Source organism: Aeromonas bestiarum, assembly GCF_028751155.1.
Taxonomy (GTDB): Bacteria; Pseudomonadota; Gammaproteobacteria; order Enterobacterales; family Aeromonadaceae; genus Aeromonas; species Aeromonas bestiarum.
Genome location: NZ_CP064746.1, coordinates 2,300,011 through 2,322,606 on the forward strand (window position 1 = coordinate 2,300,011; position 22,596 = coordinate 2,322,606).

24 protein-coding genes are annotated in these 22,596 nt (G+C 60.9%); 6 read left to right on the forward strand and 18 right to left on the reverse strand.

Features of this window, described 5'->3' with window-relative positions:
• Positions 1-85: 85 nt before the first annotated feature.
• The gene (locus IU367_RS10750) at positions 86-562 is read left to right on the forward strand and encodes a putative pterin-binding protein (RefSeq protein WP_274454291.1); all 477 of its coding nucleotides are present in this window, start codon (positions 86-88) and stop codon (positions 560-562) included.
• Entirely contained in the window at positions 562-2,214 is a 1,653-nt protein-coding gene (locus tag IU367_RS10755) for a GGDEF domain-containing protein (RefSeq protein ID WP_274454292.1), read from the forward strand. The genes IU367_RS10750 and IU367_RS10755 overlap by 1 nt, the downstream gene beginning before the upstream one ends.
• A gap of 60 nt (positions 2,215-2,274) precedes the next feature.
• On the opposite strand, the gene IU367_RS10760 is transcribed toward IU367_RS10755, so the two are convergent.
• The 7 genes from IU367_RS10760 to IU367_RS10790 all read right to left on the reverse strand — a co-directional run bounded on the left by IU367_RS10760 (position 2,275) and on the right by IU367_RS10790 (position 8,976).
• Positions 2,275-3,285 (reverse strand): substrate-binding domain-containing protein, encoded by a 1,011-nt coding sequence (locus IU367_RS10760; protein ID WP_098984020.1) that lies wholly within the window; start codon positions 3,283-3,285, stop codon positions 2,275-2,277.
• On the reverse strand, positions 3,285-4,217 hold the full coding sequence (gene rbsK, locus IU367_RS10765) for a ribokinase (protein WP_274454294.1): 933 nt from the start codon (positions 4,215-4,217) through the stop codon (positions 3,285-3,287). Before rbsK ends, IU367_RS10760 begins: the two co-directional genes overlap by 1 nt.
• A gap of 108 nt (positions 4,218-4,325) precedes the next feature.
• Entirely contained in the window at positions 4,326-5,201 is an 876-nt protein-coding gene (rbsB, locus tag IU367_RS10770) for a ribose ABC transporter substrate-binding protein RbsB (RefSeq protein WP_043555794.1), read from the reverse strand.
• 21 nt (positions 5,202-5,222) lie between these two features.
• Positions 5,223-6,188 carry a ribose ABC transporter permease gene (gene rbsC / locus IU367_RS10775; RefSeq protein WP_043555793.1) on the reverse strand — a complete coding sequence of 322 codons (966 nt, stop codon included), beginning with the start codon at positions 6,186-6,188 and terminating at the stop codon, positions 5,223-5,225.
• Positions 6,185-7,711 (reverse strand): ribose ABC transporter ATP-binding protein RbsA, encoded by a 1,527-nt coding sequence (gene rbsA / locus IU367_RS10780; RefSeq protein WP_274454295.1) that lies wholly within the window; start codon positions 7,709-7,711, stop codon positions 6,185-6,187. The genes rbsC and rbsA overlap by 4 nt, the downstream gene beginning before the upstream one ends.
• Before the next feature lie 21 nt (positions 7,712-7,732).
• The gene (rbsD, locus tag IU367_RS10785) at positions 7,733-8,152 is read right to left on the reverse strand and encodes a D-ribose pyranase (RefSeq protein ID WP_274454296.1); all 420 of its coding nucleotides are present in this window, start codon (positions 8,150-8,152) and stop codon (positions 7,733-7,735) included.
• Between the two features lie 206 nt (positions 8,153-8,358).
• Positions 8,359-8,976, reverse strand: a complete 618-nt coding sequence (locus IU367_RS10790; protein ID WP_274454297.1) for a glutathione S-transferase family protein — start codon at positions 8,974-8,976, stop codon at positions 8,359-8,361.
• Between the two features lie 354 nt (positions 8,977-9,330).
• Here IU367_RS10790 and IU367_RS10795 point away from each other — a divergent pair, with 354 nt between their 5' ends.
• Together IU367_RS10795 and IU367_RS10800 are read left to right on the forward strand one after the other, a co-directional pair.
• Positions 9,331-10,068: a DUF2189 domain-containing protein gene (locus IU367_RS10795; protein WP_052159041.1), complete on the forward strand. Its 738-nt coding sequence runs from the start codon at positions 9,331-9,333 to the stop codon at positions 10,066-10,068.
• Positions 10,069-10,241: 173 nt separating this feature from the next.
• Entirely contained in the window at positions 10,242-10,922 is a 681-nt protein-coding gene (locus IU367_RS10800) for a DUF2987 domain-containing protein (protein ID WP_274454298.1), read from the forward strand.
• Between the two features lie 79 nt (positions 10,923-11,001).
• Here IU367_RS10800 and ttcA read toward each other — a convergent pair whose 3' ends face one another.
• From ttcA to ccoN, 11 genes are all read right to left on the reverse strand, one after another.
• Positions 11,002-11,910 carry a tRNA 2-thiocytidine(32) synthetase TtcA gene (ttcA, locus tag IU367_RS10805; RefSeq protein ID WP_042037821.1) on the reverse strand — a complete coding sequence of 303 codons (909 nt, stop codon included), beginning with the start codon at positions 11,908-11,910 and terminating at the stop codon, positions 11,002-11,004.
• A gap of 82 nt (positions 11,911-11,992) precedes the next feature.
• On the reverse strand, positions 11,993-12,940 hold the full coding sequence (gene uspE, locus IU367_RS10810) for a universal stress protein UspE (RefSeq protein ID WP_043135363.1): 948 nt from the start codon (positions 12,938-12,940) through the stop codon (positions 11,993-11,995).
• A gap of 130 nt (positions 12,941-13,070) precedes the next feature.
• Positions 13,071-13,826, reverse strand: a complete 756-nt coding sequence (locus IU367_RS10815; RefSeq protein WP_042866440.1) for an FNR family transcription factor — start codon at positions 13,824-13,826, stop codon at positions 13,071-13,073.
• Between the two features lie 68 nt (positions 13,827-13,894).
• A complete protein-coding gene (locus tag IU367_RS10820) occupies positions 13,895-14,581 on the reverse strand; it encodes a sulfite exporter TauE/SafE family protein (protein WP_274454299.1) in 687 nt (228 codons plus the stop codon).
• The gene (ccoS, locus tag IU367_RS10825; protein ID WP_043135361.1) at positions 14,565-14,753 is read right to left on the reverse strand and encodes a cbb3-type cytochrome oxidase assembly protein CcoS; all 189 of its coding nucleotides are present in this window, start codon (positions 14,751-14,753) and stop codon (positions 14,565-14,567) included. The genes IU367_RS10820 and ccoS overlap by 17 nt, the downstream gene beginning before the upstream one ends.
• 127 nt (positions 14,754-14,880) lie before the next feature.
• A complete protein-coding gene (locus tag IU367_RS10830; RefSeq protein WP_274454300.1) occupies positions 14,881-17,277 on the reverse strand; it encodes a heavy metal translocating P-type ATPase in 2,397 nt (798 codons plus the stop codon).
• 92 nt (positions 17,278-17,369) lie between these two features.
• Positions 17,370-17,858 (reverse strand): FixH family protein, encoded by a 489-nt coding sequence (locus IU367_RS10835; protein ID WP_098984028.1) that lies wholly within the window; start codon positions 17,856-17,858, stop codon positions 17,370-17,372.
• A 129-nt stretch (positions 17,859-17,987) separates the two neighbouring features.
• Positions 17,988-18,965, reverse strand: coding sequence for a cytochrome-c oxidase, cbb3-type subunit III (ccoP, locus tag IU367_RS10840; protein ID WP_043135358.1), 978 nt, complete (start codon positions 18,963-18,965; stop codon positions 17,988-17,990).
• On the reverse strand, positions 18,965-19,144 hold the full coding sequence (locus IU367_RS10845) for a CcoQ/FixQ family Cbb3-type cytochrome c oxidase assembly chaperone (protein ID WP_005315611.1): 180 nt from the start codon (positions 19,142-19,144) through the stop codon (positions 18,965-18,967). The genes ccoP and IU367_RS10845 overlap by 1 nt, the downstream gene beginning before the upstream one ends.
• 12 nt (positions 19,145-19,156) lie before the next feature.
• Positions 19,157-19,771 carry a cytochrome-c oxidase, cbb3-type subunit II gene (gene ccoO, locus IU367_RS10850; RefSeq protein ID WP_042866433.1) on the reverse strand — a complete coding sequence of 205 codons (615 nt, stop codon included), beginning with the start codon at positions 19,769-19,771 and terminating at the stop codon, positions 19,157-19,159.
• Between the two features lie 16 nt (positions 19,772-19,787).
• The gene (gene ccoN / locus IU367_RS10855) at positions 19,788-21,212 is read right to left on the reverse strand and encodes a cytochrome-c oxidase, cbb3-type subunit I (RefSeq protein WP_043135357.1); all 1,425 of its coding nucleotides are present in this window, start codon (positions 21,210-21,212) and stop codon (positions 19,788-19,790) included.
• A 283-nt stretch (positions 21,213-21,495) separates the two neighbouring features.
• Here ccoN and IU367_RS10860 point away from each other — a divergent pair, with 283 nt between their 5' ends.
• Both IU367_RS10860 and IU367_RS10865 read left to right on the forward strand, forming a co-directional pair.
• Positions 21,496-21,954 (forward strand): hypothetical protein, encoded by a 459-nt coding sequence (locus tag IU367_RS10860; protein ID WP_274454302.1) that lies wholly within the window; start codon positions 21,496-21,498, stop codon positions 21,952-21,954.
• Between the two features lie 110 nt (positions 21,955-22,064).
• Entirely contained in the window at positions 22,065-22,523 is a 459-nt protein-coding gene (locus IU367_RS10865; protein ID WP_274454303.1) for a GAF domain-containing protein, read from the forward strand.
• Positions 22,524-22,596 lie beyond the last annotated feature (73 nt).

Below are 22,596 nucleotides of genomic sequence, written 5' to 3' on the forward strand. Positions count from 1 at the left end.
AACCGTGCCATGCCACAGTTGCAATGACCTGGTGAAATCGCCACACTGGCAACCCAAATATGGGACGCAGTTGGCGCAAATCATCATGACCACAGTGAAGCAATGGATCGCTTTTTTCCTCCTGATGCTGGCCAGCGCCAGCACATTGGCATCTCCCCCCCTGATGACGCTGGTGCTGCCCAACGGCAAGCAGCTCACGCTCGATGATGCGGCGCTGGCCGCCCTGCCACAAACCGAGTTCACCACCACCACGCCCTGGACTCAGGGCTCTCACCATTATCGTGGTTCGACCCTGGCGGCCGTACTTGCGGCGCAGGGAATTCTGAGTGCCAGCAAGATTGCCGTCTCGGCCCTCAACGGCTATCAGCAGGTGGTGGATCTTGCCCTGTTTGACGGTGTGCCCCTGACCCTGGTGCGCCACGAGGATGACAAGCCGCTGACCCGGCGCAACAAGGGGCCGCTCTGGCTGCTGATCCCGTTTTCCAGCCACCCCAAGCTGGACATTCCCCCCATTCATAACTGCATGGTCTGGCAGGTGACCCGCATCGAGATCATCGACTGATGGGTCGTCAGCGCCATAACCTGCTGCTGGTCTCGATCACCTTGCTGTTTCTGTTCTCCTCGGGTTGCGGGCTCTATCTGCAACACCGCCAGGAGCAGCTGGTCGATACCTTCTATCGCAACATCCACTGGAACATCAGCCAGGTGATGCTGGAGTCCCAGCGTTTCCTCTATGAGTTGCGTCTCTATCGGGCCGGGCAACTGGAGATGGAGACCCTGAGCCTCAATTACGATCTGTTGTGGAACCGGCTGGATATCTTCCTCATCAGCAGTGAAACCGCCGAGGCGCGCGAGCGTCACGGGCTGGGCAAGGCGTTGGCCGGGCTGTTCGAACAGATAAAGCGGCTCGAACCCCAGATACAGGCCGGGCAACTGCGAGAAGGGGCCGAGCTCGAACAACTGCAGAGCCAGATTGCCGAGCAGACCCGCCAGATTGAGCAGATTGGCGATCAGATCCTCTCCGGCCAGGAGCGGGAAGCCTCGGTCAACCAGATCCGCAGCAGCCTGTTCTGGCTGCAGATCTGGCAACTGATCCTGCTGGTGACCGGTGGTGTGCTGGTGTTTGCCCTCATTCGTGCCAACTTGCAGAACCGGCGCCTCTCCCTGCTCGATCCCCTGACCCGGCTCGGCAATCGCCGCGCCTTGCAGGAACAGTTGGCACGCTCGCTGGACTCTTCCCATGCCCTGGCGCTGGTGGTGCTCGATCTGAAGCGCTTCAAACAGGTCAACGATCTGCTCGGCTATCAGGTGGGAGACAGATTGCTGCAAACGGTAGCCGACAAACTGCAGCACGCCCATGGCGGTCATGCCTACCGGTTGGGTGGGGATGAGTTTGCGGTGATCCTGACCGCCGGGCGGCAGAGCATGGCGGCGCAGATCCAGGCGTTGATGAGCCTGCTCCATTTCGAGTTCGTGACCCGGGAGAGCAGTTTCGAGCTGGCGTGTCGGCTGGGGGTTGCCCAGGTGCAGGAGGAACCAGATCCCAAGCGGCTGCTGGATCAGGCCATTTTGGCTCTCAATCAGGCCAAGCGCGATGCCGATGGGGATCTCGCCTGGTTCGAGCCCGGGATGCAGCTGCAGTTGCAACTGACCCAGCGCCAGCTGCACCAGTTGCGGGACTGGCTGGCAAACGTGGCGCCTTCCCCTCTGGTGATCGATACCCAGCGGTTCGGCAGCGAGAGCGGCGCCGCGGTGACAGGTTTGTCACTGCGCTGGCAGGAGACGCTGACGCCCTGCGAGATGGGCTGGTTGCAGGAGGGCGGCATACTGGGGCCCGTGATCGCACGGCTGCTGCAAGAGCATGATCAGCCTGCCGGCGGTGATCCGCAGCCGCTACTGATCGCGCTCACGCATCAGGCTCAGCTGGCCCATGTGCTGGCCTATCTGCCCGCGCTGGCCCATGTCGAACCCATACTGCTGCTGCCAAGCCTGCAGCAGGATGCCGCCCTGCTGGCCAAGCTGAACCAGTGCGCCTGTACCCTGGCGCTCCGCGAGATTGGCAGCAGTACGCCGGACTTGCTGGCGGCGGGCTGGCCACTGCGTTATTGGCTGCCGGTGGCGTCGGCTCACGCCGGTCTGCTGGCGCCGCTGGCACAGCGACTGGGCGTGATACGCCTGGCCCAGGTTGCGCAGGCTGAGCGACAGCAGGCCTGACTGGCTGCGATAAAAAGGGCGACCCAGGGGTCGCCCTTTTTGCATGATGCGTTTAGAAAATCAGGGGGTAGGGAAGGGGGCGCAGGATTGTCTGATCACCAAGTCAGGATCGACCGTGATCAGGTGATTATCCACCGCCACCCCGTTGATCCGCGCCAGCAGCCGGGTGACGGCGAGGCGACCCAGCTCCTCCTTGGGCTGATTGATGGTGGTGAGCGGCGGTGACAGGTATTGCGCCAGCGCCACATTGTCATAGCCGACGATGGAGAGATCCTGCGGTATGTTCAAGCCCGCCTGATGGGCGGCGCTGATGGCCCCCATGGCCATCATGTCGTTGAAGATGAAGAGGGCGCTCGGTCGTTTGGGTTGGACCAGCAGCCGCTGCATGGCACTGAAACCACTGGCGCAGTCAAAGTCGCCCTCCTGGATCCAGGCCGGATTGATGGTCAGCCCCGCTTCCTGCATCGCCTGCTCGAAGCCGGACTGGCGCTGATTGGCGGGGGCACGGCTGTGGGGGCCCGTGATGCAGCCTATGTCGGTATGACCCAGCGTCAGCAGGTGGCGGGTGGCCAGGTAACCGCCGCGATGGGAGTTGTCGGCGATGAGATCCACGTCCTTGCTCTCCATGCCCCAGTCCATCACCACCACCGGCAGGCTCTTGAGCCAGTCGAGCTGGTTGAACACCTCCTGCTGCCCCTCGCTGCACATGATAAGCAGGCCGTCGACCCGCTTGCGCAGCATCATCTTGAGGTAGGAGAGGGCGGTTTCGGCCTGCCCCTCGGTGTTGCCCAGCATCAGGTTGTAGCCCTGCTCGAAGCAGTAGCGCTCCACCCCGCGCACCACCTCGGCGAAGAAAGGGTTGCTGGAGGTGGTGACCAGCATGCCGATGCTGTTGGTCTCCTTCACCTTGAGGCTGCGGGCCACCAGGCTGGGGGCATAGTTGAGATCGCGCATGGCGGCGAAGACCCGCTCCCGGGTCTCCTCGGCCACGAAGCGGGTCTCGTTGATGACGTGGGAAACTGTGGTGGTAGAGACCTGGGCCCGCGCCGCCACCTCCTTGATATTGGCCATCAGTGCCCCTGCGCAGTCTGGGCGAGCAGGAAGGCCTCGACCTCCTGCTTGCTCGGGATCGAGCTCTGGGCGCCGAACTTGGTGACAGAGAGCGCAGCCGCGCCGTGGGCAAAGCGCACCGCGGCCTTGAAATCGGCGCCGGCCAGCTCGGCGGCCAGCAGGGCGCCGTTGAAGGTGTCGCCTGCGGCCGTGGTGTCCACCGCCTCGACCCGAAAGCCCGGGATCAGTTGTTGCTGCCGGGCGTTGCTGCAATAGACCCCTTGGGAGCCCAGGGTGATCATCACATCGCTGATCCCCATCTGGTGGAAGCGGGCCGCCGCCTGAGCCGCGCTGGCCTCGTCGGTCACCTTGACGCCGGTCAGCAGCTCGGCCTCGGTCTGGTTGGGGGTGATGAGATCCACCAGCGCCAGCAGTTCGCTAGAGAGCGGCTGGGCGGGCGCCGGATTGAGCACCACCCGGGTGCCGTGGGCACGAGCCAGTCTGGCGGCTTCAAACACGCTCTTGAGCGGCACTTCCAGCTGCAACAGCAGGGTGTGGGCGTCGGCAATCAGGGTCTCATGGCGCTTGACCATGGCGGGGGAGAGGGCGCCATTGGCTTCGGCGGAGATGCCTATGCTGTTCTCCCCCTCGTCGCTCACATAGATGATGGCGATGCCGGTGGGAAGCTGCTCGTCTAGCTCCACCGCGCTGACGTCTATGCCGTCCTGGGCAAAGCCCTGGCGCATCTGCTGGCCGATGGCGTCATCGCCGATGCGGGCGATAAAGGCGACGGGAGCGCCGAGGCGCGCGGCGGCGACCGCCTGATTGGCCCCCTTGCCACCGGGGACGACTTGATAGCTGTGGCCGGTCAGGGTTTCACCGGGGCGAGGAAAGTGGGGGACGCGCAGCACATGGTCTGCATTGACACTGCCCAGAACAACGAGACGATTCATTCTTATCACCCTTGATTTGGAACATCTTGGCTTGAGTGGGCCCAAGCCAAGCGGCACGGTTAATCGAAGACAGGAGGTAAAGGGGGAGGCACGCCTCCCCCCGTCGGCTTACTTGCTGACCACTTGCAGCGGGACCGGGATGGATTTTTCCACCGGCTGGCCCTTGAGCACCTTGTCGGCGGTTTCCACGCCGATGGCACCGATCAGCGCCGGCTGCTGGGCCACGGTGGCGGCCAGTTTACCCTTGGCCACGGCGGCCTTGCCATCGTCAGTGCCGTCGAAACCGACGATCATCACCTCTTTGCCGGCGGCTTGCACGGCGCGGATGGCACCCAGCGCCATCTCGTCGTTCTGGGCGAACACGGCCTGTACGGTCGGGTGGGCGGCCAGCAGGTTCTCCATGACGTTCAGACCCTTGGTGCGGTCAAAGTCGGCGGGCTGGGAGGCCAGCACTTCCAGCTTGTTGGCGGCCACGGCCAGGGCGAAACCTTCGCCACGGTCGCGGGCGGCCGAGGTACCGGCGATCCCTTCCAGCTGAATGACCTTGGCACCGGCCCCCAGTTTCTGGGTGATGAAGTCACCGGCCAGCTTGCCGCCGGCCACGTTGTCGGAGGCGATGTGGGCCTTGACGTCACCCTGGGCCGCACCGCGGTCCAGCGTCAGCACTGGGATGTTGGCCTTGTTGGCCAGGCGGATGGCGTTGCCCACGGCCTCGGAGTCGGTCGGGTTGATCAGGATGGCATTGACCTTGCGCACGGTGAGATCTTCCATGTTGGAGAGCTCCTTGGCCGGGTCATTCTGGGAGTCCAGCACCACCAGCTCGTAGCCAAGCTCCTTGGCCTTGGCTTCGGCCCCCTCTTTCATGGTGACGAAGAAGGGGTTGTTGAGGGTGGAGACCACCATGGCCAGAGTGTGATCGGCGGCCTGGGCGGTGCCCAGCACGGACATGATGGCGGCAGCGAGCAGGGTATTGAGCTTTTTCATCATTTCATTCCTTGTGTGTGCTTACTTGCTTTTGTTATCGATCATCACGGCGAGCAAGATCACGCTGGCCTTGGCGATCATCTGGTAATAGGACGAGACGTCGAGCAGGTTGAGGGCGTTGTTGAGGAAGCCGATGATGAGAGCCCCGATCAGGGTTCCCATGATGCGACCCTTGCCCCCCATCAGGCTGGTCCCCCCCAGCACCACGGCGGCGATGGCATCCAGCTCGTACCCCATGCCGGCGGTCGGCTGGGCCGAGGAGAGGCGGGAGGTGACGATGAGCCCGGCCAGTGCCGACAGCATGCCGCACAGACCATACACCGCCAGCTTCACCCTGGCCACATTGATGCCGGAGAGGCGGGTGGCCGACTCGTTGCCGCCCAGGGCGTAGATATAACGGCCGAGGCGAGTGTGGTTGAGCATGAACCAGGCCAGCAGGAAGACGATGGCCATCAGCCAGATGGGCACAGGCAGGCCGAGCAGGTAGCCGGTACCCAGCCAGGCGAAGTGATCGGCGCCGTCACTGAAACCGGTGGAGATGGGACGCCCCTCGGTATAGACCATGGTCACACCGCGCAGGGCCGTCATGGTGACCAGGGTGGCGATGAAGGCCTGTACCTTGCCCTTGGCGATGATGAGACCGCTGACGCCGCCAAGCAGGGCACCGGCTCCCAGAGTGAGGGGCACCACCAGCCAGATGGGCAGCTCCATGGCCACCATGGTTGCCGCCAGGGCGCCGCACAGGGCCAGCACGGAGCCGACCGAGAGATCGATGCCGGCGGTGAGGATGACCAGCGTCATGCCGACCGCCATGATGGCGTTGACCGAGGTCTGGCGCAGTATGTTGAGCAGGTTGTCGGCGGTGAAGAAGTTGGGGCTTAAGGCCGAGACCACGCCGATCAGCACCAGGAGGGCGACCAGGGATTTGTTCTCGATCCACCAGGCCTTGCTCATGATGCCGCGGCGGGGAAGGGTTTGGGTTGTCATTGGGAGGCCTCTTGCTCTGATTGCCACTGTTTACCGACTGCCGCCGCCATCAGTTTCTCCTGATTGGCGTCTGCGGACATGAATTCTGCGCTGATGCGCCCTTCGTGCATCACCATGATGCGATCGCTCATGCCGAGCACTTCCGGCATCTCGGAGGAGACCAGGATGATGCTCATCCCCTCCTTCTTGAACTGGTTGATGAGCTGGTAGATCTCCTTCTTGGCCCCCACGTCGACGCCGCGGGTCGGCTCATCCAGGATCAACACCTTGGGCCGGGTCAGCAGTCCCTTGGCGATGGCGACTTTCTGCTGGTTGCCGCCGGAGAGCAGTTTTATCAGCTGATCCTGACTCGGCGTCTTGATGTTGAACAGGCGCACATAGTCGCTCACCGCCTGACGTTCGGCCTTGCCGTCGATCTTGCCGTGGCGGATGAACTCGCCGAGGGCGCACAGACTCATGTTTTCGCGCACCGACAGCTCCAGCACCAGGCCATCGCCCTTGCGATCCTCGGAGATGTAGGCGATGCCGGCAGCCAGCCCATCGGCGGGGCTGCGCGGCACCATGACCTTGCCATCGACATCGACCGCACCTGCGCTGATGGGGCTGGCGCCGTAGATAAGCTTCATCAGCTCGGTACGGCCGGAACCCATCAGGCCGCTGAAGCCCAGAATTTCCCCCTGACGCAGGGAGAAGCTCACCCCGCGCACGCCGGGGCCGGCCAGATCTTTGACTTGCAGGCTGACGGGGCCGAGCTCTCGTTGCAGACGGGGATACTGCTCCTCCAGCCGCCGACCCACCATCATCTCGATGATCCTGTCTTCATCGAGCTCGTTCACCGCCTTCTCGCCGATCCACTTGCCATCGCGCAGCACGGTAACCCGGTCGCAGATCTGGAAGATCTCCTTGAGACGGTGGGAGATGTAGACAATGCCGCAGCCCTGCTGGCGCAGCTCGCGGATCACCACAAACAGCTGCTCGGTCTCGGTGTCGGTCAGCGCATCCGTGGGTTCATCCATGATGATGACGCTGGCATCGAACGACAGCGCCTTGGCGATCTCCACCATCTGCTGTTCGCCAATGGAGAGATCCCCAAGCCTTGTATCCGGCCCGTGCTTGACGCCGAGGCGGGCCAGGAGGCCGCTGGCGCGCTCGCGCAGCTGGCGGTGGTCTATGCTGCCAAAACGGGTACGCGGTTCGCGGCCGAGGAAGATATTGGCGGCAATCGACAGCTCAGGCAGCAGGTTCAGCTCCTGGTGAATGATGCTGATCCCCTGATCCTGGGAGTCGCGGGGGCCCTTGAAATGGACCGGCTGGCCGCGATAGCTGACGCTGCCCGCATCGGCCTGATAGATGCCGGTCAGCACCTTCATCAGGGTGGACTTGCCGGCGCCATTTTCGCCGAGCAGGGCCATCACCTGGCCCGGGTAGACCTTGAGGCCAGCCTCATCGAGGGCGCGTACACCGGGGAAGGTCTTGACGATCCCGGTGAGCTCCAGAATGGGCGAGGAGGAGGTTGTGCTCATTTGCAGCTTCCTTGAAGAGGCTTAAAACGCCACACCGGCGCAGAGAATAATGTTGGCGTAGGGGGTGACCTCGCCGCTGCGCACGATCGCCTTGCTCTGGCGGGAGCGGGTCTTGAATGCTTCGTGCAGGCAGTACTCGATGGTGATGGGCTTGCCTTGGGCTGCGGCGTGCGCCTCCAGCTGATCCACCAGCGCCTGATGGGCGGCTGGGCTGATCTGCTTGATCTCACTTGCCATGATCACCTTCTCCACCACCAGATCGGTGAGCAGGGCGGTCAGCACGGTTGCAAGGCTGGGGGTGCCCGCCATCAGCGCCAGATCGATGCGCTCCGGCCCCGCCGCAATGGGCAGGCCCGCGTCGCAGACGGTGATCTCGTCGGTGTGACCCATCCGTGCCACCAGGGCACTCAGGGGAGCATTGAGCAGCTTGCCTCGTTTCATACAGCACCTCGGCAGACTCGCGTCCGCATATCTGATGTTCATCTAGGCAACCGGTTACGCAACCGGTTGCGTCATGTGGGAAAGATAGGCCCTAAGGTCCGCGCGATCCACAGTGAGATGGCAGAAATGTGAAAACGATCTCAATGCGGGGGATGGAGAGGGGGAAAAGGGTGCCAGACAGAGCACTGGCACCCGCAGATACCGGGCTAGAGGGCGAGGGCTTGCTGCACGCCGGAGCGTGCCAGCATCTGTTGATAGTGGGCCGCTACCCTGGGGAACTCGCCGATGACCACGCCATCGCTCTTGAGCCAGCTCGCCACTACGAACAGATAGATGTCGGCCAGGCTGAAACTCTCTCCCAGCACCCAGGGGCCGACCAGATAGTGGCGTTCAATCTCGGCAAAGCCATCGCGCATGTTCTGCGGCACCTTGGCCTTCATGGCGGCGATGGCCTGCTCGTCATCGGCCCAGCGGCTGCCACGGCGACCGTGGGCATGGGAGACGTGAACTGTGGAGGCGAGGAAGCTGTTCACCTCCTGCATGCGGGCCAGCAGGAAGGGATCGTCCAGCGGTGCAAGCCGGGCGTTAGGGAAGCGCTGCGCCACATAGAGCAGCAAGGCCGGGGTTTCGGTCAGCACGCCGCGCTCGGTGACGAGAGCCGGCACCCGGCCTTTGGGATTGATGGCGAGGTAGGCGGCGGAGCGCTGCTCCCCGGCCGCCAGGTCGAGCACCTTGATGCTATGGTGGGCCTTGGCTTCGGTCAGGGCTATGTGCACAGCCATGGCACAGGTGCCGGGGGCGAGATACAGGGTCAGATCAGACATGCAATTCTCCTTGTGAAGCAGTCGCCACCGGGCAATCCGGATGGGGGAGGTGGCGGCGAGCAGAAACGGGTGACGGCTTCTGGCATCCTACGCCCATCGCCGCGGCGGGCCAAGGCAGGGAGATCAGCCCCACGGGGACGCCCGACGGCGGATGCGGATGGGGGCAAGATCCTGGCGTGGATAATCTGTTCCGGACGGACGCGGCGTCGACTGCGATGACGGGCCCTTATGAAATCAAAGACTTTTTGGTCAGCAGATAAGGGGAAAAACGGCTACGCATGCCGGGTCAAATCGCTATAATGTGCTCCCTGAATAGTGGTTTTTCTGATGTTGGATAGTCAATTGAGTAATAAAATGCGGATCGGTGGTTCCCTCGAACAATCCCTGAGTCAGGGATATCGTCTCGACCTCAAGGGGGTATTGCAGGAGAGTTGGCAACAGACGCGGCGCACCGGTTTCGGCCTGTTGCTGGCCATCGTCGGTGTCACGGCCATCTGGATATTGCTGAGCAATACCCTGCTGGCCCCCTACCTCAATCAGGAGGGGGGAATGGACATAGCCCTGGTACTGAGCCTGCTTATTACCATCATGATGTCGCCAATGACCTCGTCCCTCGACATGCTGGGATTGCAGCAGTCGGTCGGTGTGCGTGCCCGCCCGAGCCAGGTATTCGATTTCTTTCGCCACTTCCTGCGTCTCGGCAGCCTGAGTCTGCTGGGCAGCATGCTCACCAGTCTGTTCGGCCCCCTGTTTGAACTGGTGGGACTGCCGGTGGTGCTGGCCTTCATCCCGTCTGCATTGATCGGCATGGGACTGGTGTTCTCGGTGCCGCTGGTACTGGAGCGCGGATTGTCGCCGGTGCAAGCCATTCTGGTATCGCTCAAGCTGTTTGCCCGCGGCTGGCCCAGCATAGTGCTGCTGCACGGCGTCATGCTGGCGCTGTTTTTCCTGGCGCTGATCCCCATGGGATTGGGCCTTGTCTGGGTGGCCCCTCTCTACTTCAACTGCAAGGGGATCCTCTATCGGGATCTGTGCGGGGTCGCGGTCGAAGTGACGGAAGTGAGCGAAGGCCCAAATCATTTCAACGCATAACAAGCTTGCAGCCAGACGCCTGGCGCAGGCGCATTTCAGCGCATAGCTAGCGTGATGTCAGGTGATGTCAGGTGATGGCACAGGCACATTTCACCGCATAGCGAGTCTGAGGCCAGACGATGGCGCAGGCATATTTCAGCGCATGACGAGTGCGCGATGCAAAAGGACGGCATATGAAGAGGACTCGACATGGCGTGGCGGCAGGCTTGCTGCTGTTGCCTACCCTGGGCTTGGCGCAGCCTTCACTGGATCTGCAGTACAGTACCTTCTACAGCCAGATGAAGACCTTCGCCAAGGGGGAGTTCGGTCACGCCAGGCTGGGGTTTTACCTGACCGATCAGCAAAATGGCCAGCGCTGCCTGCTCACCTCAGCCCGGGTCTCAACCCTGGATCGGGACGTGGCCGCCGAGGTGACGGTAGACAGCGAACTGCGGCTGCCCTACGACGATGATCTCAATCTGGACAAGGCGACCGTGGTGGTGGGCTTGACCGAAGCGCACACGGCCTGCGATCTGTCGGTGCAGGTGATGGCCGATGTGCAGCCGGTGTCAGGCAGCCAGTGGGATCTCAAGGTGGCCGATGTGGCCGGGCGTCAGCAGGATATGCAGGCCCTGCTGAGCAAGCTGGCCGGCATGGTCGGCAAGTATTTCCTGCCCGAGATGGCGGGCGTGCGGGTGACCCTGGTACAACCGACGGGCACCGCCTATCTGGTCGATGGTGCCCGCCAGCAACCTCTCTCCTGGCAGGGAGGGCAACTGCTGCTGAGCAACGCCCAGCTGGCGGATTTCGCCGTGGGCAAGTTGCAACTGCAGGGGGAGATACTGCGACTGACCCCCTGGCTGCACAAGGAGTGAGCCAGCCGCTTGCCAGTGAGATAAAAAAAGGAGCGCCTGGCGCTCCTTTTTTGTTGCTGTGGACTTGTGTCTATCGTGCTTAGCGCACTTCAATCACATCCAGCATGTCCATCTCGTCGATGTCCAGCAGCGGCGCCTTGGGCAGTTCAGGCGGATCAAATGCCTTGTCACCGCCATCTATGATGCCGGAGTCGCGGTTGATGCTCTTGAAGTCAAACAACTTGTGATCGAGCAGGTGGCTCGGGATCACGTCCTGAATGGCGGTGAACATGGTCTCGATACGACCCGGGAAGCGGCGATCCCAATCCTGCATCATCTGCTTGATGGCCTGACGCTGCAGGTTCTCCTGCGAACCGCACAGGTTGCACGGGATGATGGGGAAGGCCTTGACCTCGGCATAGCGCACCAGGTCTTTCTCCTTGCAGTAGGCCAGCGGGCGGATCACCACGTTCTTGCCATCGTCGCTCACCAGCTTGGGCGGCATGGATTTGAGCTTGCCACCGTAGAACATGTTGAGGAACAGGGTCTCGAGTATGTCGTCCCTGTGATGACCGAGGGCAATCTTGGTGCAGCCCAGCTCCTGGGCGGTGCGATAGAGAATGCCACGGCGCAGACGGGAGCAGAGGGCGCAGGTGGTCTTGCCTTCCGGTACCTTGTCCTTGACGATGGAGTAGGTGTCTTCCTCGACGATCTTGAAGTCGACTCCCAGGGTGGCCAGGTATTCCGGCAGCACGTGCTCGGGGAAACCGGGTTGCTTCTGATCCAGGTTGACGGCCACCAGATCGAAATGGATGGGGGCGCTTGCCTTCAGGCTCATCAGGATGTCGAGCATGGCGAAGCTGTCCTTGCCACCGGACAGGCACACCATGATCTTGTCGCCCTCTTCAATCATGTTGAAGTCGGCGATGGCCTGACCTACGTTGCGCCGCAGGCGCTTCTGCAGTTTGTTGAAACTGTATTTATCTTTGGCGTTCAGCTCTTCTAGCATGCTCGTAAAACCCGGGACACAAATAAGCGCGTTATTATAGCCATGTCCCGGGGGAGGGCAAGATGCCAGGATGAAAGCCGTCTTATGATTGACTGCGCCGGCTGTCTACCGGGCAGCTGTAATCGGCGGGTTTGAGGATCAGCATGTCGCAGGCGAGTCTGTCCACCACGTGTTCGGCGGTATTGCCGAGCAGGGCGGCGGAGAGGCCGGTGCGACCGACGCAGCCCATGATCATCAGGGTGGCTTGCAGGTCTTCGGCCAGATCGGGCAGCACCTCTTCCGGCAGGCCTTCCGCCACCCGGGTCCACAGATGACTGATGCCAAATTTGTCGGCATGGCTCAGCAGCAGGCCCTCATGGTGTTTGCGAATGGCATCGTTGTAGGCGTTGGGATCAAACTCCGGCAGCTCGATGGCCACGTTGACCGGGGTGCCGGGATAGGTGTTGACCAGGTAGAGGTTGGAACCGAGCAGCTCGGCGATGGCAATCCCTTCTTCCGTGATCCGCTCGTTCAGCAGCTTCTGATCCTGGTCGTCGCTGGAACAATTGATGGCGGCTATGATGTTGCCGCCCCGTTGCCAATGACCCTCCTTGACCAGCAGGACGGGGCAGGGACACTTGCGCAGCAGGTGCCAGTCGGTCGGGGTGAAGATGAAGGTTTGCAGAAACGAGTGATGGTGAGTTGCCTTGACCACCAGATCGTGGCGGTTTTCCAGCACTTCCTGAATGACGCATTCGAAGGGCCGATTGTGCCAGACCACCTTGATCTCGCAGTCCAGTCCCTTGGCACGGTAGGGTTTCAGAATATCGTCGAGCCATTCACGGCGCTGGGCGATCACGCCGTGGCGCATCTCTTCCCGTTCGTCCACCGACAGCATGGCGGTCATCTCGTACGAGAAGTCGTAAATGGTGAGCAACAGGGTCAGTTGAGCGCCTTCATCCAGCTCAGCCACCTTGACCGCACGTTCGAGGGCAATTTGCCGCTCTTCTTCCGGGTTGATAACGACCAGGATCTTTCGGTACTTGACCATGTTCTCCTCCTCCTTGGCAAAAATACCAATGATGGCAGACCTTTAGCCATTACAGCTTAGCTCAGGAGGAGGTGGGGAGACGTGTGCCGGATCAAATTTCAGCGTAAACCGATCCGGCAACAGAGGAGGATTAACCGCAGGGAGGACGGGTCGCGCCAGCCATGACGCCGAGGGCCACGTGATCCAGCACTGTGATGTATTTGCCCTTGACGCTGATGAGCTCGGACTTCTGGAAGCGGCCAAGCAGGCGGCTGATGGTCTCGACGGTGAGGCCGAGGTAGTTGCCGATGTCACCGCGGGTCATGGAGAGGCGGAACTCCTTGGCGGAGAAGCCGCGTTCGGAGAAACGCACCGACAGATTGTGCAGGAAGGCGGCGAGGCGCTCTTCGGCATTCTTCTTGGAGAGCAGCAGTATCATCTCCTGATCGCCCATGATTTCGTTGCTCATCAGTCGCATGATCTGCTGGCGCAGCTTGGGCATCTTGCCGGAGAGATCGTCGAGCACGTCAAACGGGATCTCGCACACCATGGCCGTTTCCAGCGCCTGGGCGAAGGAGGGGTGAGCCTGCTTGTGAATGGCATCGAAACCAACCAGATCACCGGCGAGGTGGAAGGCGGTGATCTGCTCATCCCCTTGTTCCGTGATGGTGTATGACTTGATGGTCCCGGAACGGATCGCGTAGAGCGATTTCAGCTCATCGCCGGCTTTGAACAGCTCCTCACCCTTCTGGATCGGCTTCTTTCGCTCGATGATGCTGTCGAGCTGATCGAGTTCGCTGTCGTTCAGGGTGAAGGGAATGCAGAGCTGGCTGATGCTGCAATCCTGGCAATGAATTGCACAGCCACCGCTCTGAATACGTCTGCCAGGTTTCTTTTCCGGGATCATAGGCTCATACGAATAATTGATTTATATCAAACAAGTTTACCATCAACTCATCCGTTTTGGATAGGGTTTCAAAAGGACGCTATCCCGATCCAGAGAGTATGAAGTCCATACGCGATGAGCAAAACAGCCCCGCCCTGGCGCAAACTGCGCAGGGTCAGCCAGTAACGCAGGCGGTCTGCCAGTCCTCCCAGTGCAAACAGTGTCGGCAGGGTCCCTATGCCGAAACTGAGCATGATGAGCGCACCGCCACCGGCGGATCCTGCCGCCGCACTCCAGGTCAGCATGGAATAGACCAGACCGCAGGGCAGCCAGCCCCACACCATGCCAAAGGGGAGGGCCTGCCAGGCCGAGGTGAAGGGGATAAACTTGCCCGCCAGCGGCTTGATGCGGGGCCAGAGTCGGGCACCGATGCGCTCGAGCAGCAATATGCCCTGCCACCAGCCGGCGAGATAGAGACCGAGCGCTATCATCAAGAGCGCCGCCATCAACCGCAAGCCGGCGATGGCGTGCTTGCCGGCGCCCAGCTCGCTGGTGGTGGCCAGCAGGCCCCCGACCAGAGCACCGGCTACCACGTAGCTGAGGATCCGGCCCAGGTTGTAGTTGAGCAGATAACCGAGCCGGCCCCAGAAGTGCTGCCTCTCGGGGGGAATGGCCATGGAGAGGGCGGCCGAGACGCCGCCACACATGCCGATGCAGTGGCCTGAGCCGGCGAGCCCCACCAGCAGGGCCCCGACCAGATCAAGGCTGGCGGTCATCGGAGGTATGCTCGCTAGGTTTCTGGGCGGGTTTGTCCTCATCGAACAGGATATTGGAGCCCTGGCGGTCGAGATCTTCAAACTGCTCGGAGCGAATGGCCCAGAAGAAGACGGCGCCGGCGATGATGACAAACAGGATGGCGATGGGGATCAGGACGAAGATGATGTTCATGGTGCAAGCCTTGCAATGAGAGTGGTCATGGTACACCCGTTGGTGACCAGGGGCCCGGCGATTCTGTGGGGCGGGGAGCGCGGCAAACGCGGGCTCCCTTTATCGTGCGCGTATATGCGGCCATGGCTCAGCGGTTCAGCCGCATGGAGTTGGTGACGACTATGAGGGAACTCAGAGACATGCCCGCTGCCGCCACATAGGGTGGCAACCAGCCGCTGGCCGCCAGCGGCAGCACCAGCAGGTTGTAGCCGATGGACCAGGCGAAGTTCTCCTGGATGATCTTGCGGGTACGAATGGCCAGGGTGCGCGCCTCCAGCAGACGGGAGAGATCGTCGGCCAGCAATATGGCATCGGCGCTGTTCTTGGCCAGATCCGTGCCGCCCGCCATGGCGAAGGAGGCGTGGGCACCGGCCAGCACGGGGGCATCGTTGATGCCATCCCCTACCATGATGCTGATATCGCCGCGGGCCTCATGTTCCTTGAGATAGGACAGCTTGCCATCCGGCGTGACCCCTTTCACCAGTTCGTCCACTCCGAGCTCGCGAGCCACCTCGTCGGCCTGGGCCGAGCTGTCACCCGTGAGTATGGTGGTCTTGAGACCGGCGGCCTTGAAGGCCTGGATCAGCGCCTTGGCATCCGGGCGCAGGGTATCTGCCAGGATGAAGCGGGCCAGCAGCCTGGACTCATCGGCCAGATAGACGGCAAGGCCCTGGCTGGCAGTCTGTCCGACAGGCAGTGCCAGCCAGCGGGCGCTGCCGATGCGGTAATGCCGGCCTGCGATCGTGCCCTGAATGCCGTGACCTATGACGGGGGTTACCTCGCTTGCCGCCAGCAACAGGGCATCGTCTGCCGCCTTGCTGCGAAAGGCACGGGCGATGGGATGTTCCGAGTAGGCTTCCAGTGCGCGAGCGATGGCGAGGCACTGGGCCTCGCTCAGCTCGGCCAGCGCCGTGGTGCTGATCAGGCTGATGTTGCCCGTGGTCAGGGTGCCTGTCTTGTCCATTACGATCCGGTTGGCCTTGGTCAGCACGTCAAGCACATGGCCACGGCGCAGCAGAATGCCGGATCGGGTCAGGCGGGCGGTGGCCGAGGTGAGCGCGGTCGGCGTGGCCAGCGACAGGGCGCAGGGGCAGGTGGCGACCAGCACGGCCAGGGTGACCCAGAAGGCCTGCTCCGGCTGATGGAAGTGCCAGAAGGTCCACACAGCCGCGGCAATGATCAACAGCACCAGGATGAAGTGGCGGGAGAGCACGTCTGCCATCTGGGCGATGGCCGGCTTGTCGTCCAGCGCGTGATCCTGCAGCCGCATGATCTGGGCGATGCGCGACTCCTCGATGCGGTGGCTGACCCGGATCTGGAGCGGTGCATCCGTGTTGATGGTCCCGGCATAGACGCTGTCACCCAGCTGCTTGAGCAGCGGCAACTGCTCACCGGTCAGCATGGATTCGTTGAGGCTGGCCTGCCCCTCGACGATGAGGCCATCGGCCGGCAGGGTGGCACCGGCCAGTACCCGTATTCTGTCTCCCACCTGCAGCATCTTGGCTGCCACCTCGTGCTCGCCATCTTCATCGATGCGCGTGGCCATGATGGGCACCAGCCGCGCCAGGTTGGAGCTGGACTCTGACGCCTTGCGTCTGGCCCGCAACTCCAGAAAACGCCCCAGCAGCAGGAAGAAGACGAACATGGTGATGGAGTCGTAATAGACCTCACCGGTATTGAAGACGGTGGCCCACATGGAGGCGACGAAGGCGCCGATCAGTGCCAGCGATACCGACACGTCCATGGAGAGGTGGCCCTGTTTCAGGCTGCGCCAGGCGCCCACGTAAAACGGCTGGGCCGAGTAGATCATGATGGGGGTGGAGAGCAAGAGGCTGATCCACTTGAAGTAGACCATGAACTCATCCTCGACGCTGATGAAGAGATCCATGTAGAGCGCCACGGCGCACATCATCACCTGCATTGACCCCAGGCCAGCGAGTGCCAGCCGGAACATGTAGCTGCGCACTTCTTTGGCGTAGATAGCTTCCTGGTTGTGGGTCTGGAACGGGTAGGCTCGATAGCCTATTTTGGCGAACCCCTTGAGGATGTCGCTCAAGGCAAGCCGATCCGGATCCCACTTGATGCGGGCGCGGTGAGTGGTGGTATTGACGTTGATGTAGTGCAGGCCGGCAAGGCCGGTCAGATGACGCTCGATGAGCCAGGCGCAGGCGGCGCAGGTCAGTCCTTCCACGCTGAGCAGGATCTCGCGCTGCCTGTGGCTGCCCGTGCCGCTGTCGGTGACGAAATCCTGCTGCACCTCGGCCAGATCGTAGTGGGTGAGGGCGGCCAGCTCTTCCGGGACCAGTTCCCCCTTGATGCCGGGCGCTGTGCGGTGCTCGTAATAGCTGGAGAGGCCGCACTCCATGATGGTTTCTGCCACGGCCTGACAGCCGGGACAGCACATGGGTTGCACTATGCCCTTGATCTCGAGCGCATAACGACTGCCGGCTGGAACCGGCTCACCACAATGGAAACAAGCCTTCATGGCGTCTTGCCCCGGGAGGTAAAGTAAACGATCGGGGCATGGGGCGTGCTGGCGGGAACCGGCTCGCCAGGGTGAAAACCGCCTGTCATGGCTTAACGTCCTTTGGGATCGAGTTCGACGGGCGCCTTGGTCGGGAGCTGGACTGTCTCTTGCAGACGCCATTCGTGATTGAAGGCATCGACCCGGATATGCCATTTCCCGTTCAATGGTTTGTCGAGCAGCAGACGATAGACGCCGCTGGCGTCGGCCGTCACCATGTGTTCGCTGTCCATGCCGGCCAGGGTCGGGTGGAACAGGGAGAGGTAGAGGGCCTGACCGGGGGGGATATCTCCCGACAGAGGCTTGAGGGTCAGCTCCTGGCCATTCACTTCCAGCGCTATGCGAATGTTGAGGGCTTCGGAGCGATCGAACTTGCTCAAGTCCTGATTGATCTCTTTGCCTTGTTTGTAATAGTCCTCGGCGACCAGATTGACGCCATCCTTGCTGGCGATGATGGCCGTGCCGATACTGGCGATCACGGCGGCGGCCGGGAGGGCGATGATGAACCAGGGCCAAAATTGGCGATACCAGGGTTGGGACATAATGAGTGCTACCGAAACGTATGATTAACAGAATGGAGGCTTTTCAGCCAACACAAGATAACAAAAAGCCTCGAAGAGTCGAGGCTTTTTGCTGAGTAATCACGTGCTTATCACATGTTACTGCTTATTTTACTTGTTGTTGTGGGACAAACTATAAACGTAGGAGGCGAGCAGGTGCACCTTGTCTTCACCCAGAATATCCTTCCAGGCCGGCATGACGCCGTGACGACCGTGGGTGATGGTCTGCTCGACCACCTGACGGGAACCGCCATACAGCCAGGTGTTGTTGGTCAGGTCAGGTGCCCCGAAGGCGATACCGCCCTTGGCATCCGGGCCATGACAGGCGGCGCAGATGGTGAAGCGCGCTTCGCCCTTCTTGGCCTCGACCAGATCGACCTTGCGACCGGACAGGCTCAGCACGTAGGAGGCGACTTCTTTCACCCCATCCTGACCCAGGATCTCGCCCCAGGCCGCCATCACACCCTGACGACCGCCCATGATGGTGGTCTTGATCTGATCAGGCTGACCGCCCCACTGCCATTCGCTGTCGGTCAGGTTCGGGAAACCGCGACCGCCGCGGGCATCGGAACCGTGACACTGGGAGCAGTTCTGCAGGAACAGACGCTGACCCACCTTGCGTGCTTCCGGATCGGCGGCGATCTCTTCGATGGCGCGATAGGTCTTGCCATCGGCCTGATAGGCCAGCTCGCGGAACTTGGCGCCGTAGATCTCGTCAGCCTTGACCAGTTCGCGGTCGTACTCCACCGCCCGGCCTTCGGCCTTGGCGGAGGCCACCGCAGCCTTGGACTCGGCCAGCGAGCGGACGTCCTGGTTGGAGCTCTGCCAGCCCAGCAGACCCTTCCAGTTGCCCAGGCCCGGGAAGGCCAGCAGGTAGACCAGACCGGTGACGATGAAGAAGAGGAACATGTAGGTCCACCACTTCGGCAGCGGGTTGTTGATCTCTTCGATACCGTCGAAGGCGTGTCCCATGGACTTGCCCTCTTCCACGCCCATCTTGTCGCGCAGGCACCACACCAGCAGCAAGAAGCAGCCGAGTATGGTCCCCAGGCTGATGACGGTCACAAAAATGCTAAACAAAGTGCTCATTATTGTTTCGCTCCTGCGTTCTTGTTATCAGCACCGGGTTGCTCGTCGTCGGCAAAAACCAGGTTGGCAGCCTCGTCGAAAGAGGCCTTGCGGCGCTTGCTGTATGCCCAGACGATGATGCCGATCATGATGGCCATCAACAGCAGGGTATAAAGGCCGCGAAATGTGCCGTAATCCATATCCTGACTCCTTTATTTCAGGGCATGACCCAGTGATTGCAGATAGGCTACCAGCGCATCCAGTTCGGTTTTGCCCTTGACGGCTTCACCTGCACCCTGGATGTCAGCGTCGCTGTAAGGCACGCCGAAGTGATCCCGGAACAGCGCCAGTTTCTTGCCGGTCAGTTCACCGGTCAGGACATTGGTGTCGAGCCAGGGGAAGGCCGGCATGTTGGACTCGGGCACCACATCGCGCGGATTGATCAGGTGAGCGCGGTGCCAGTCGTCTGAATAGCGACCGCCCACACGAGCCAGATCCGGACCGGTACGCTTGGAGCCCCACAGGAAGGGGTGCTCCCACACGCTTTCACCGGCGACCGAGTAGTGGCCATAGCGCTCGGTTTCGGCGCGGAACGGACGGATCATCTGGCTGTGACAGACGGTGCAGCCTTCGCGGATGAAGATGTCGCGGCCTTCCATCTGCAGGGCGGTGTAGGGCTTGAGGCCCTCTACCGGCTCGGTGGTCTGCTTCTGGAAGAACAGCGGGGTGATTTCGACCAGGCCCCCCAGACTGATGGCAAATATGATGCCGACCACCAGCATGGGTACGCTCTTTTCAAAGATCTCGTGACGGTTATTGTTGCTCATGCTTTGACCTCTTCAATCATGCTGGCTGTGCGACAGGTTCCAGGGAACCCTTGGGCGCAGTGATGGTGCGATAGGCGTTGTAGGCCATCAGCAACATGCCGGTGACGAAGAAGCAGCCACCCAGGAAGCGCACGAAGTAGAAGGGATAAGAGGCCTGCAGCGCTTCCACGAAGCTGTAGGTCAGGGTGCCGTCGTCGTTGACCGCACGCCACATCAGACCCTGCATCACGCCGGAAATCCACATGGCGACTATGTAGAGTACAGTGCCCACGGTAGCCAGCCAGAAGTGCACGTTGATCAGGCGGATGCTGTACATGCGGCCCTGGTCGAACAGGTTCGGGATCAGGTGATACACGGCGCCGATGGATACCATGGCAACCCAGCCCAGTGCGCCTGAGTGGACGTGACCTATGGTCCAGTCGGTGTAGTGGGAGAGGGCGTTGACCGTCTTGATCGCCATCATGGGGCCTTCGAAGGTGGACATGCCGTAGAACGACAGGGACACGATCAGGAAGCGCAAGATGGGGTCATAACGCAGTTTGTGCCAGGCGCCGGAGAGGGTCATGATGCCGTTGATCATGCCACCCCAGGAGGGGACGAACAGGATCAGGGACATCACCATGCCCAGCGACTGGGCCCAGTCAGGCAGCGCGGTATAGTGCAGGTGGTGCGGACCGGCCCAGATATAGAGGGAGATCAGCGCCCAGAAGTGGACGATGGAGAGGCGGTAGGAGTAAACCGGACGACCCGCCTGCTTGGGCACGAAGTAGTACATCATGCCGAGGAAGCCGGCGGTCAGCAGGAAGCCTACCGCATTGTGGCCATACCACCACTGCACCATGGCATCCATGGCACCGGAATACATGGAGTAGGACTTCATGCCGGAGAGCGGCACTTCCATGTTGTTGACGATGTGCAGCACGGCCACCGTGATGATGAAGGCACCGAAGAACCAGTTCGCCACATAGATGTGGGAGGTAGTGCGTTTGACCAGGGTGCCGAAGAAGACCACGGCATAGGCGACCCAGACGATGGTGATGGCGATATCGATCGGCCATTCCAGCTCTGCGTACTCCTTGGAGGTGGTGTATCCCAGCGGCAGCGAAATGGCGGCAGACAGGATGATCGCCTGCCAGCCCCAGAACACGAAGGAGGCAAGCTTGCCACCAAACAGTCGGGTTTGACAGGTGCGTTGCACCACATAGAAGGAGGTCGCCATCAGGGCGCTACAGCCAAATGCGAAGATGACCGCATTGGTGTGCAGAGGGCGAAGGCGACTGTAAGTCAGCCAGGGAGTATCAAAGTTGAGGGCAGGCCAGATCAACTGGGCTGCGATCAGTACGCCAACCGACATGCCGACAATTCCCCAGACAATCGTCATGACTGTGAACTGGCGAACAACGGTGTAGTTGTACTCAGGATGGTTAGTTGTATGGCTCATCGTTGTATTCCGCTTCCGATGCTGCTGTTGTTTGATTTTTTGTCCAGTGACATGGACCGACATCATTGGCTACTGCCTTACCCCTTGTTAACAACTGTTAATAAAAGGAAAAGCAAAAAGTAGCTAAATGAAAATTCAATGGGAATGATACTGAACTGACAGGTAAAATAACAGTATAAACAGTGATATATTTGGCTCCGTTGGGTCTCGCCTGCTCAATTATTTACCTTGCGCGAGATCACGAAAATGTCATTTTCAAGGCATCTTACAAGGTTGTTTTTTCATGAAAGAGAGACTCACTTCACGCAAAATTGTCCACTTGGCGATCGTCCTGGCCATTTTGCTCGGATTGGTTGCCTATCGAACCTGGTTTGACGGGGGCCAGGCGGCGGTGGCGGGCGCAGAAAAAGATCAGATTTGTGATCTGTCCCGCACCTCCTGCAGCCTGCTGCTGGGGGACAAGTCGATGACCGTCAGCGTCGCTTCCTTGCCGGTGCGGGCCGAACATGACTTGGTGATACTGCTTCAGGGGGGGGATCCCGCGTTCAAACCGGTGAAAGCCTGGCTGGAAGGACGGGACATGTTCATGGGCACCATACCGGTCAGTTTCGAGCAGGCAGAGCGCGGTTGGCAGGGCTCGACTCTGGTGGGTTCCTGCACTTCGGCTGTGATGGTCTGGCTGCTCAATATCGAGTGGAGCAATGGCCAGCGCCAGCAGTTGGCGCTCTCCGTCAGCCGTTGAATCCCTGCCTTTATGAATAAAAGGATGGGGGGTAAGGTGAAAATAGATTTGAAATTTTCAGGCAGGGCGTTACCTTGCACAGATTATCAGGGAGTGAAGTTCATTTAATCATGATTGAAAAACAAGCTTTTTATCGCGGTCTCAACCAGCAGGCACAGGCCTTGCTGGAAGGGGAACCGGATCTCATCGCCAACCTGGCCAACCTCTCCGCCTTGTTGGCGCTGGAGCTTGCCGACATCAACTGGGTGGGTTTCTACCTGTTGCAGGGGGATACCCTGGTGCTCGGTCCGTTCCAGGGCAAGCCGGCCTGCGTGCGCATTCCGGTCGGCCGCGGGGTCTGTGGCACGGCAGTGGCACAGGGCAAGACCCAGCTCATTGACGATGTCCACCAATTCGCAGGTCACATCGCCTGCGATGGCGCCAGCAATTCGGAAATCGTGATCCCGGTGCGCCGTGGTGGCGAGATCATTGGCGTACTGGATATCGATAGTCCAATCTTTAACCGTTTTGACGCAGAAGACCGGATTGGGCTGGAAGAAACGGTGCAAATTTTGGAAAGCATGCTCTAAGTCATTGCTTGAAGGTTCGCAAAAGGCCCCAAGCTCTCTATAATGGGGCCTTTGTTGTGCTCGGGCGTGCCCG